We start from the raw sequence: 12,190 nt of genomic DNA on the forward strand, positions 1-12,190 counted from the left end.
TGCTGGTATTTTAGGTCGTTATAATTTAATCGAAATATGACAGATAAGTACGGAGTAAATATCCCCGACGCTATGCGATTGTAAAAGAGCAAAGAATCCTGGTATCCCGATTCTTTATCAGCGAGAACAATGCTTACTAATTTAATCTTTTTCCCAATAAAATCCTCATCTTCAGGGTGATAATTATTGATTTATTCATGGGAAAGAAGCCCGGCTTGATCACTCTGATAAATTACCTCTGAACAGTTTTGAATCACTCTTTTCTGACGAAAGGCACAAAACGGACATCCATCAGTGATGTCTTCTTTATTTTACCTCTTTTTTTGGTCAGTTTGATCAATTGCCTGACCCCTCGATGCGGTCCTACCGGAATAATCATAATTCCATCATCAGACAACTGCTCTACTAGCACAGGAGGGATGGTTTCTGCCCCGGCTGTTACGATGATGGCGTCAAAAGGCGACTTTTCCTTCCACCCGTAATACCCGTCCCCGGTAAGGATTTGTACGTTGTCTATATTCAGGTTGTGCAAATGACGGTATGCTCTTTCGGCAAGGGATGGAATAATCTCAACCGTATAAACCGTATCTACCAGTTGTGAGAGTACTGCTGCCTGGTATCCCGATCCAGTTCCGATCTCCAGTACCCTGTCAGTCCTCCGCAATCGGAGGGCCTGGGTCATAAAGGCAACCATAAAAGGCTGAGATATGGTCTGCCCATCACCTATAGGCAATGGCCTGTCGTCATAGGCATAAGGTTTCTGAGAATGAGGAACAAAGGCTTCTCTTGGAATCCTGGCCATGGCCTTTAAGGTTTCCTTGTCTGAAATCCCTCTCGGAATGAGCTGTTCGCGGATCATATTTTGTCTTCTTTCCACAGCACTTTGTTGCGCAAACACTGGGATAGCGGATAGCAATAACAAAGCGAAAATTATAATCCGTTTCATTTCTCATTGCTTTAAATCACCATGCCGACCCTGCCAGAACGAACTCAGATCTATTTAACGACCACGGGCAAAGTGATCTTAGAAGGATATTCTTTAGAATGGTGAATGGTATTGGTAGCAGTCACCCCTTCGCTTTCATCATAATTATTTCCCCCGGTGTTCAAATTCCTGGCAAATCTTGGAAAATTGCTGCTCGATACTTCGATGCGGATACGATGTCCTTTTTTAAAATAATTGCTGGTCGACATGGGTGTAAGATCAACCTGATAAACTTTTCCTTCTTCCATAAAGACTTCTTTTTCATATCCTTCCCGATAACGCACTCGCTGAATGGTCTCATCCAAATTATAGGCTCTTCCATCAGGGTAGACATCGATGAGTTTTATGGTCAGATCCGTGTCTTTAACATCACTCGATAAATAAAGCGTGGATTCGATAAACCCACTGACTTCTATTCCTTCCTGGAGGATATCCGAGGTGTAGACAAGGATGTCGTTTCTGGTCTCCATACCTTGTTGATCAAAAGATCCGCCTTTAACCGCATTCCCCGTACAGCATACATTACCGCCATAGGAAGGAACCGGATTCATTGGATCGTACATAAAAGTATCAGCCTCCTCCGCAGTAGCCGGTTGGTTTGTAGACAATTTTCCGTCTCCGTACAAACTGTTGGCCTTTCCACCGCTATGCAGGTAGTAAGTGATCATTTCTGCCTTTTCCGGGGGCCAGGTATCAGAGGAATTCCATTGGTTGATCCCCATGGTGTAATACTGCACCTTAGGGATATCCTCCCTAAACGAATTGGATTCCCCTTTAAGCCAATGATCAAACCAGGCGTAAATTTGTTCATCGTAATTTAATCGGGCATCCCCCACAGAACGCTCCCCAACAACTGTGTTTTCAGTAGCCCTTGTGTAGGCACAATGCAGCGTTGGTGCGATCACCAGATACTGATTATCCCTTACTGAAGCATCCTTGGCGTTCTTCCTAACGTGATTGTAAAGGGCGAGGTTCGGACTTATGGATACATCGTACCAGCTGGCAAACCAAAACCCGGGAATATTGAGTTCCATATTATCGTGGTATAGGCCACCCTCAAACCAGGCTTTATCATTGGGTTTCCTTCTTACCATCTTATCAAAAACTTCCTTCTTTCCGGATATGTTTTTCGTAAAGTCCTGGATGGGCAAATGCTTTAATGCCTCAGCCATGTCTACTGAAGGGTTTTCGGGGGCCAGGTCATAATACCTCGAAATCCGAATCAAATCCTCCTGTGTTGCCCCGGCTGGAATCCTGGGTTTGAATATGTCGTGTTCAACTCCGTATAGCCACGCAAAAAACAGCATTTGTTCTGCCCCTCCTCGATACCAATTTCCCTGCTCGAAATAATCTCCAACGGTTCCAACCCCGGCACCAAAGCCCTGGGGCACCATAGCTCCCAGAGAGGGATGATCCAGTGCAGCTACGGCCATCTGCCATTCGGCGGTTGATGAGCACCCCAGAAGTCCGATCTTCCCATTAGACCAGCTCTGATCCGACATCCATGAAAAAGCATCGTAACCATCGGTAAGCGGGACGCCGAGAATATCCCATTTACCTTCGGAGAAATACCTCCCGCGTTCGTTTTGAACCACGTATGCATAACCTCGTTCTACCGCTTTTAAAGCTCTTTCAAATGTTCTTGTTCTCTGCTCCCCGTCTCCCCAGGAATTAAAGTTATAAGGGGTTCTGCTGAATATTATCGGTACTTTCTTTTTCCCTTTGGGCCGGTAGATATCGGTGGCGAGGCGAACTCCGTCCCTCATGGGCATCATTACTTTCTGATCTATGACGGCTATTTTTTTCAGTTCTTCGAGGGCAGTGTCCTGGCCGTTGACCACGACAGTTGCAAAGAGTAGAACAAGGCCGAAAATTAATCGTGATACTGTCTTCATATATGAGGTTTATTTACGCGAATGATAAATATAGAAATAATTTACTTCAGGGATTAAACCAATACGTGAGTTTAAGGGTAAGGCTCCAACTGCTTCCGGAAAAAGGCTCTAGTCTTTCGTTTTGCGTAAAAACCAGGAAGAGGTCTGATGCCGGTTGGTACCTCCATTGTAAGCGGGAATTCAGATTAAAATTTTTTGTTTGCTCATTGTACTGAAACAAGGTTGCCCAAAAAAGTGTATTACTAAACGTAATGTCGGCCTTGGATCCTATCAACAAGAATTGAGTCGTATTCCAGGGCGCTGGGAGGGTGATGTGATTGTAGCTGAGAACGGAACTCAGGCTTACATATGGCTGAAATCTGTAGCCCAGTTCGTTACTAAAGTTTAAACGCGTTCCATTTTCGTAATATCCTCCAAGGCTGCTGTCGAAGGAATAAGTAAAAAGAGCTTGCGGTTTTGAATTGTAAACCAGGCGAAGGGTATTCCAGCGGTTTTTCTCCCCGGTCGCGAGTTCAGGCTTTCCGGTCCTTGTGGGGTCGAAGGGTGCAAGTAATTCCACATATTCATTGATGAACTGAAAATTCAGCGCACTCCTGTTTCGGTAGTTAAGACTATATCCTATGGTATTCTGATAGTCGGTTTGATTAAAGTTGTTGTCAAAGAAATGACTTAAGTCTACTCTCGGTCCGTGACTTACCAATGGCCCCTTTGAAGGAAAAAACAGATAGCCTGCGAATCCGCTTAGTCTCACATAGTCTTCCCGGGGAACAAATCCCACTTCAGCCGAATAACCGGTAGAGATGACCTCCTCCTGCAGCCCCCATGACCATTGCCTGTTGTTGTAGGTCAGATTAGCTGCCTGAGCGATGCCCTGCCTGTCTGCATCTGGCGCAAAAGACTTTAACAAAAATGCCTTCCCGCTCCAAAGATTATTTGACGATGCCAGATTGTATTCAAGTCCCAAGTTCCTGTTGTATTCAGGAAATTCAGTTCGCAGTGAATCCTGATCCGTGGGGTAATTAAAGGATTGCTTGTTGACAAAGATCAGTCCGATATTTGATCGGCTAAAGACTTTTTTTTGCAGAGACAGTACACCAAAGTTTTGAGAAGGTCTGCCCCTATCCTCAACCGAAGCAGTCTGTATGCTCATCAGACCCATCCGCCAATTTTCGTTGAGATTTCCGCTTACCCTTGCCCCTGCATCAATATCTACTCCCAATCCTATACGCCGCGAGAAAAATGGTCGTACAGTGGCATATCCGAAATTCGCAAACAGATCGGCATTTTCCAGAAAAAATTGTCTTCGCTCTGGGAAAAAAAGTTCGAATCGATCGAGGTTAGTTACTTGCCTGTCTACCTCCACCTGAGAAAAATCTGGATTAACGGTAAGATCTAGATTCAGGGATGAGGTAAGGCTTAACTTAACATCCCCGCCAATTTTACCTTCTGTACTCCTGGAGCCGTCCGCTTCAGAACGCACTTCACCCAAAACATAAGGAATTAAGGACATATTGAATTTTGGAGCCGGGGGTGGAGCATCCCATATTAATGTTCCCGAAAGGGCCAGCGACGAGGTAGGAAATTGTCTCGGAATTGGGGTCCAGCTCGATTTTTCACTGGTCTTCAGATCCAGCCTGCTGAAATTAATTCCCCATTGCTTGACTCCTTTCTCGTATCGGATCGACTTAAATGGAAGCGCCATTTCGAATACCCACTTCTCTTCATCCCGTTTTACTGCTGATATCCATTTACTGTCCCAGCTGAGGTCAACAGAGCTTCCCCCGAACATGGTACCATCCCATTGTGCTCCTGCAGCATTGGCGCCAAAAGTAAATCCTGTGGTCTGGTTGTTGAAAGGATCGAGAAAAAGTAAAAAATTATCGTTTTTCCCAAAACTGAAATCTCTTCTGAGCGACTCTACATAGTTGGGCCCAAGGGAATCATTGAAAAAGGTTGCCAACAAATAAATATTATCCTCATCGTAGACCATGCGTATTTCAGACCTTTGACTGGCCAAACCCTTATCCATAGGCAGGACCATAAAAAAATTGTCTGCTACATCGGCATCTTCCCAAACCGTATCATCCCCTACTCCATCTACTACTACCGGTAACTGTGTTTTTTTAATGTTTATAGTGTAGTCCGCATTCTGTTTTTGCCCTAAACAGATATCTGCAAGCAGCAGAACGAAGGCCAACAGATGCGCCGGTTTTATCATATGGCTGTGGTTGGTTTATGGCGGGTATCAGGACTCCCCTGATGGCCATATATTCCTTTAAATATAATCGAATAAACCCAGAGAAAGATCATGAAAACAAAAAAGCCTTCCGATTAAGAAGGCTTTTAAAGAGTAGTTGTTTACTCTATTTCCTTTAGAATATTTTCAGCCGAGGTGGTTATGCTTTTATAGCATCCGTATCCCCATCGCGCAAATAATACGAGGAATACGACCATTACCGGTATGTACACATACAATACACCCGGATCCTGGAAAAGATCCTTACCCTTTCCGGATATTTTGGCGGCCACAGGCAAGATGGTGATCATCAAGATAAAGCTGAGGTAAATACCTGCTCTTTGTAAATAGAGCACCCGTTTTTTGGCCCTCTCAAATCTTATTATTGTCTCTTTTACTTCGCTACCTGCAAGGTCTATGTTTTGAATCTTCTGCAGCGATTGCAAAGTTAAAATCGGCAAGATGATTAGAAAAGTAACAGTAAACGCACCACATAACTGCAGATACCATGTATCTAACAAATTAAATTGTGTGATGATGTACAGGGCTGCAGCTATACATATTACAGCCCCGATGGTCTCATAAGTGGATATTTTCCTGAATTTGTTTACGTATTTCGTTTGTGTCATGTCCATAATTATAGTTTTATTTAGTTTTTTTTGCGATTCGAGTTCCTGACTCATCTCTGTCCAAAGCTTTTCAAGTTCTTGCAGTTCCATATCAATAGCTTTACGTTAATTCTGATTTTAATTTTGTTCTGATCCTTGCCATACGTGTACCTACATTACTAACTGAAAGTCCGGTGATCTCGGCAATTTCCTCGTATTTCCTTCCCTCCAGGGCCAGGAGAATAATTCCTCTCTCCAGCACACCCAGTCTTTCAATTTCCCGATGTAGGCGCTTTAATCGATCTTCCATAAGGTTATTGGCCCCGTCTATTCCGGGTAATTCAATTGCCTCAAGAGAAGTGACCCTGGGCTGGCGTTTCTTTGACTTCAATTGTTTGATGGCCGTATTTAAAGCCACCCTGTACATCCAGGTGCTGATCTTTGATTGCTGACCGAACGAATCAAAAGACTTCCAGAGTTGAAATACTATTTCCTGATACAAATCTTTCTGATCATGTGTATCATTTGTATACATGGCAGAGACCTTGAAGATCAGCGCCTGATGCTCTCTTATTATTTTAATGAAATGATCTTCTTTGGGCATTATTGACTGCTTCATTTGGGTTATTAGTACCTCGAATGATCAAAATATCACAACACAAGCCAAAAAAAAATTTCTTTGGAGGGTATTCTCAAAATACGACCTCTGTGATAATGGCAGTGAACTTATATTGCAAACTGTATCAGATCCGGTACCCTATCAATCCTCGGGAAAGAGAGCAGGATCAAGGGACGGGATAAGTTTGATTGCATTCTTGTAGTAAACCTTTCTAAGGACATCATCAGGTAGGTCCAGGCCGTACATGGCCCAGAAGGCGTGATATTTTTTGTAATAAGGGAAATATTCATCATCACTTTCTAGCACACGGAAATAGGTTGGGAATTCTGCCGGTTGCCAGCTGTCCTTACCAAAGAGAATTCTGTCCTGGTATTTAACAAAAAAGGCCCTGGCATTTCGCGGTTGCCTTCCTAATTCGGCGATAATTGCCCCGATCCCCACGTACATATTGGGCATTTCCTCAAGTAATTCAGTTAGTTTTCCCAAATTGTTTGCGAACCAGCCCATATGAGCATTGATAAAGGTTGTATTGGGATGCCTCTTAAACACACGATGTTGCTCGGCAATAATTTGTTCCCAGGGAGCAGGATCGGTTGAACTTCGCTTTCGCCCGGGCCGGGTTTTCAATTCCAGCCAGCGCTCATTATTTGCATCCATCGGATCCCAAAACGATCGGGGATCAGCAGAATGGATCAAAACGGGAATATTCAATTCTCCGCATTTTTCCCAAATCGGATCTAATCGTTCATCATCCACGGCCAAACGCTTTCCATTCACATCTTTGATTCGCAAGCCCAAACTCTTGTAGATCTTGAGTCCTTTTGCTCCGTTGGCCACATCGATCTCAAGCTGTCTTGCCGCTTTTTCGCTCCATCCGGGCAGGCCTACTTCATCAAAATTGACATTGGCGAACACCACAAACCTGTTGGGGTAGTGTTCCTTTATGTTGGCCACAATTTTTTCAATATTTTCACCTGAGCCTCCGCTCAGATTCACCATTACCGCCATATTCATCCGATCCATGTGTCCTATCAATTCTGAAAGATCCTGATCAGCCATTCTAAATTGATGACTATGTACATCTACAAAGGGGTATTTAGCTTTGGTAATTTCCTCTCCGGGTACTACCAGTGTTGAAGTTGGGTTGTATTCTTCGAAACCCATTTCCTGTGATATGGTATTTTGACCACAAGATGAAATGATGAGCATACAGATAACAAATTGGAGGTACTTTTTCATGGATCAGATTTTGTCTTTATCGCTTTTAAAGATATGTAGTCTTCAGGAGTATCCAAGTCTTTGACTTTATCTCCAGCGTTTAGACTAAATGAGGACTTTCTGTGTTTTCTAATCAGCTTTCCGGCCCCATTGTCTCCCTGCAAAAGCGCTAGTTCAGTAAAATATTTCTTATCAAATAGAGCAGGTACACCCAGTTTACTTTCGTATGAAGTGCATATTATATCCCCTCTGCCTTGCTGATAATTGGAAATTAATTCATCTAAATACACGGAGGTGACCAGGGGTTGGTCTGCCAGCATAATCAGGATAGCATGAGGTTGTGGTGTTTGTGACACCAGGTAGGACACTCCCTTCGCTATAGATCCCCCCAAACCCATCTCCCAGGCCTCGTTGACGATGAAATCTGTTTTAAAAGGCTCAATTTTTTTTCTGATAAGATCGGCCTTAGCCCCCAAAACTACAAGGACTATATCTGATGAAGAATTTTTTGCAACCTGTATTGCACTGCCCAAAAGCGTAGTGTTTCCCCAGGGCAATAATTGCTTCGGTTTTCCCATCCGCGAAGAGGAACCTGCTGCCAGAATAAGTGTGGCTATTTTCATAGGGACGGACTGTGAACGGCCCCTTTCTTGTCTTTTAATTTCACAGGAGTTCGTCCCCTGTGGACCATCAGGATCTCGGCAAGAATAGACACAGAAATCTCTTGTGGAGTCTCCGCGCCAATATCGATTCCTGCAGGACCATGAATACAATCCATAAAATCGTCGTCCACCTCAGGTTGGTGCTCCAACAAAGCATTTAATAGATCTTCACGTCGCCTGTACGGCCCTAAAATCCCAATATAGAAGGGCCTGCTTGTATGTAATTTCAATAAATACTGCAGATCTTTTGAATAGCTGTGGTTCATTAAGACCACCGCCGAATTATTATCCAGCCTATGCAAAGGGAAAACTTCCGGAAGGATAGGAAGATATTCTGCTGCTCCGGGAAAATTTATAAGCTCTTTTTCTTCAGCGGGATTTGCGACCACGATAACGTCTATCCCCATTTGGGATGCGGTTGAAGTTAAACGTACCGCATCATGCTCAGATCCTATGATAAAGAGTTGAATGGATGGCTTTAAGGTTTGAGTAAAACAGGACAAGGTGCTGTCGGGTTTTATATTCTTCCGTAATGGATATTTCTGATCCTCCAGCTCGATCAGGCTCCCAAAATTTGGATTGACCTCTTCCTTTTGAACAAAATACGACCTTATACCAAGGTCCGCCCTTTTATTTAAAGAGTTCCAAAAGACCTTTTGAATCTCCTCTGAAGGTGCAAAAGGTTCGAGTAAAATATATAATACCCCCTCACATCCCAGGCGGTATCTTCCATCATACGTTATTACCATGGACTTGCCTGAAGCAAACACCGCTTGTGACTGACGGCATATCTCTTTCTCAACACAACCACCACTTACAGCTCCTTCTGTAGTTCCGTTTTCCAGGATAAGCATCCTGACGCCAGGTTTCCGATAAGACGAACCCTCAAGAGCTACAACGGTTGCCAGCACTGTTTTTAAATTGGCCCTTTTGGCAGCCTGGTATACATTAAAAATATTTTTAAGTTCATGCGTCATACTCCTAAGATACGTTTTGTTGCTATAAATGGAACGAGGCTATCTTTCTTATAGGGCTTTTCATGAGGTTCGAGGATAATAAATCCCGAGATTCTTGTTAGATATACGAGATCCCCTGAACCGCTGTTGTCTGCGGATGACGCCCAGAGACACCCTTCCTCCAGTCTTAATTCTACTCCTTTAAAAATAGTAAGATTCCCGAAATTTTCATGTGCCTCTGCCAGTTTTACCCTCACAGGGGTATTCTTTATTCCTGCAGATCGATAAAACCAGGGTAAAAAATAAAGATGAAAATTGAAGAAGGTGGAAACCGGATTTCCAGGAAAGGAGAATACAAGGCAGGAGCTCTCCTCCTTAGTTCCAAACCAAAATGGTTTGCCCGGTCTTTGCGCAACCCTGTGAAAAATGGAGTCGACGCCCAATTCTTTAAAAACCTGTGGTAGAAAATCGAACTTACCCTTAGATACACCGCCACTAAGAATGAGAATATCCATGGAATCGATCACATAGTCCAGTTTTTGGCGAAGCAGGTCGATATCATCAGGTATGTGCAAGCGCAAGGGCTTGATCCTTAATTCCCGCAACATTCCAATGAGACTATGAGAATTTGAGGTCCTGATCTGATGCAATAAAGGAAGTTCTTCCACTTCAACTAATTCGTTCCCGGTAGAGATAACGGCAACTTTGGGTAGCTTCTCAACCAAAACTTCACTTTTACCTACCGTAGCGAGGACCCCAATTTCGGCAGCGGTGATGACGCAATTCTTTTGCACTACCATATCTCCCCTTTGTTGATCCCTGCCCTTGGAATGAATATTTTGCCCCTTGGTGGGAATTTTAGTGATGGTTGCAATGCCTCCTTTTATTTCAACCTCCTCATACATCACTACGGTATCAGTTTCGTAAGGAACAACAGCTCCCGTCATGATTTCTACACAGCTATTGGCTTCTACAAAAGGGATAGTGGGCTCACCGGCAGGGAGTGTGCCTGCAATCTCAAAGGAAAGTCGGCCATTTTCAACAGCCTCATAGGCTATAGCTATACCGTCTTTGGTAGACCGGTTAAAAGGCGGGAAATCTCTATCTGCCAATACATCTTCAGCCAGAATTCTATTTAAAGCCTCCGTAAGCGGTATCTTTTCAGATCCGAAACTACGGCTTTGATCTAAGACGAGTTGGAGCGCTTCCTGATATGAGATCATTATTAAATATTCAATTTCTTAAAAACAAAATACAAGAAGGCAAGAATGCGTAATTCCATCTATAATTCAACATCCATTTCATCCCGACTAACGAATTTCACCGCACTGTGTTCCAGAGCATTCATTCCTCCCTTTAAGGAATACATCCTGTGATTTTGCAGAAGCGGTTGGAGCCGTCGCACTGCTTCCCTGCTCCTCTTCCCCGATTGACAAATAAAATATAGAATATCTTTACCGGCTAATTTTGTCGTTGATGCCTCCAATTCTTCCAGGGGGATATGGATTGCAGTATCTATAGCTTTACTTTGGAATTTTTCAGCCGATCTGATATCAATAAGGGCAAATTTTCCTGAATTACCTGACATCTGAGCGATCAAGTTTTCAACGCTGACCTCCGGAACAGGATCGCAATGAATTTGTTTGTAATCTGTTTCCAGTTGAGTTCGACTTTTATTTTTTGGCTGTGCCGGGATTTTTATATGCCTTACCGACTGATCGAGGCCGTTGTACAACATCAGTACCCCACTTAATATTCCCGGCATAGAAGTGATTACTTTTACCGTTTCCAGTGCCTGTAAGCTCCCTATGATCCCGGGAATTACACCAAGGACACCATTTACATTGCAATCGGGAATGTCGCCTTCCTCCGGAGGAATGGGAAAAAGACAACGATAGGTAGGTCCATCTTCGTAGTTGAATACACTTAGCTGTCCTTCAAAACCGTAAATAGCCCCGGAAACAAAAGGCTTGTCCAATATCACACAGGCATCATTGATTAGATATCGCGTAGCAAAATTATCTGAGGCATCAACAACAAGATCATAGTCCGATATGATGTCAAGGACATTTGTTTTGGTTAAAAAAGTGTCGTGACAGATCAATTCTGTTTCTCTGTTCATTTGACGCAATTTCTTTTCTGCAACCCTGATTTTTGGCTTACCCACATCAGATTCTGAGTACAGGACCTGCCTTTGCAAGTTCGACCATTCTACTATATCTTGTTCTACCATTCCCAGGCAACCCACGCCCATTGCATTGAGGTATTGTAAAACGGGTATTCCCAGTCCGCCAACCCCAATTACCAGTACTTTAGATTCTTTTAGTACTTGTTGTCTTTGCGGACCGAAATCCTTCAGGCTGGTTTGTCTTATATACCGGTTCGATTTCATTTTGAATTGAGTACTTCTTTGATTCTCTTGTAATCTTCCATGGAATTGGCATTCGCTAAAAACTCATCTTTTTCCGGGAAGATTAATTGTGTATCGGCCTGTAAGAGGAACTTACGCGGACAACTGGAAGCGGCAGTTTGCAAATATTCAATGGCCTTCTTTAAGCCCGAAACTTCCCAAATTGCGGCTAGGGGTTCGGGTAAACCACTGGCCCGGGTCGCCAGTGCGGTTGCATCTTTATTCGAATCCCTGGCATCAATCAGGCTTTCGAGCGTTTCTAGATTTATCAGAGGCAAATCACAGGCCAGCACCAACCAGGCAGCATCAGGAAAAGAGGCATGAGCACTGAGGATTCCATTAAAAGGTCCTGCAAATTCATTCCTGTCCAGTATGGTTTCCATCTCCGAGCCGAGATCTTGTTGTTGATCGGAGCGCAGGCTGATAAAAGCCTTGTCGCAGATTTTCAAGGCCATATTATACAACACTTCTTGCTGAGAGATCCCGTGATAAGATAATCGGGCTTTATCGGTTCCCATTCTGCTGCTTTTCCCACCGGTGAGAATCAGTCCGTAAACGGGCGTTTTTCCCGATTGAGTATTTAGCGATGATTTTGTCAATG

General features: G+C 43.6%; 11 protein-coding genes. All 11 read right to left on the bottom strand.

Annotated features, from left to right (window positions below):
• Nucleotides 1-253: 253 nt before the first annotated feature.
• The 11 genes from EQY75_RS06255 to mobA all read right to left on the bottom strand — a co-directional run bounded on the left by EQY75_RS06255 (nucleotide 254) and on the right by mobA (nucleotide 12,188).
• Nucleotides 254-946, bottom strand: coding sequence for a protein-L-isoaspartate(D-aspartate) O-methyltransferase (locus tag EQY75_RS06255; protein ID WP_129603875.1), 693 nt, complete (start codon nucleotides 944-946; stop codon nucleotides 254-256).
• Between the two features lie 50 nt (nucleotides 947-996).
• On the bottom strand, nucleotides 997-2,880 hold the full coding sequence (locus EQY75_RS06260; RefSeq protein ID WP_129603878.1) for a CocE/NonD family hydrolase: 1,884 nt from the start codon (nucleotides 2,878-2,880) through the stop codon (nucleotides 997-999).
• A gap of 46 nt (nucleotides 2,881-2,926) precedes the next feature.
• Nucleotides 2,927-5,098: a carbohydrate binding family 9 domain-containing protein gene (locus tag EQY75_RS06265; protein WP_129603880.1), complete on the bottom strand. Its 2,172-nt coding sequence runs from the start codon at nucleotides 5,096-5,098 to the stop codon at nucleotides 2,927-2,929.
• A 140-nt stretch (nucleotides 5,099-5,238) separates the two neighbouring features.
• Nucleotides 5,239-5,835 (bottom strand): hypothetical protein, encoded by a 597-nt coding sequence (locus tag EQY75_RS06270; RefSeq protein ID WP_129603883.1) that lies wholly within the window; start codon nucleotides 5,833-5,835, stop codon nucleotides 5,239-5,241.
• 10 nt (nucleotides 5,836-5,845) lie between these two features.
• Entirely contained in the window at nucleotides 5,846-6,343 is a 498-nt protein-coding gene (locus EQY75_RS06275; RefSeq protein WP_246020061.1) for an RNA polymerase sigma factor, read from the bottom strand.
• Nucleotides 6,344-6,484: 141 nt separating this feature from the next.
• Nucleotides 6,485-7,582: an amidohydrolase family protein gene (locus EQY75_RS06280; RefSeq protein WP_129603885.1), complete on the bottom strand. Its 1,098-nt coding sequence runs from the start codon at nucleotides 7,580-7,582 to the stop codon at nucleotides 6,485-6,487.
• Nucleotides 7,579-8,184 (bottom strand): nucleotidyltransferase family protein, encoded by a 606-nt coding sequence (locus EQY75_RS06285; RefSeq protein WP_129603888.1) that lies wholly within the window; start codon nucleotides 8,182-8,184, stop codon nucleotides 7,579-7,581. The genes EQY75_RS06280 and EQY75_RS06285 overlap by 4 nt, the downstream gene beginning before the upstream one ends.
• Complete coding sequence (locus EQY75_RS06290; protein ID WP_129603890.1) at nucleotides 8,181-9,200, bottom strand: XdhC family protein; 1,020 nt, start codon at nucleotides 9,198-9,200, stop codon at nucleotides 8,181-8,183. Before EQY75_RS06290 ends, EQY75_RS06285 begins: the two co-directional genes overlap by 4 nt.
• Nucleotides 9,197-10,402, bottom strand: a complete 1,206-nt coding sequence (locus EQY75_RS06295; RefSeq protein WP_129603892.1) for a molybdopterin molybdotransferase MoeA — start codon at nucleotides 10,400-10,402, stop codon at nucleotides 9,197-9,199. Before EQY75_RS06295 ends, EQY75_RS06290 begins: the two co-directional genes overlap by 4 nt.
• 59 nt (nucleotides 10,403-10,461) lie before the next feature.
• On the bottom strand, nucleotides 10,462-11,571 hold the full coding sequence (locus tag EQY75_RS06300) for a HesA/MoeB/ThiF family protein (RefSeq protein WP_129603895.1): 1,110 nt from the start codon (nucleotides 11,569-11,571) through the stop codon (nucleotides 10,462-10,464).
• Entirely contained in the window at nucleotides 11,568-12,188 is a 621-nt protein-coding gene (gene mobA, locus EQY75_RS06305; protein WP_246020063.1) for a molybdenum cofactor guanylyltransferase, read from the bottom strand. The genes EQY75_RS06300 and mobA overlap by 4 nt, the downstream gene beginning before the upstream one ends.
• Nucleotides 12,189-12,190: the final 2 nt, after the last annotated feature.

The sequence above is a fragment of the Muriicola soli genome, from assembly GCF_004139715.1.
GTDB classification, from domain to species: Bacteria; Bacteroidota; Bacteroidia; order Flavobacteriales; family Flavobacteriaceae; genus Muriicola; species Muriicola soli.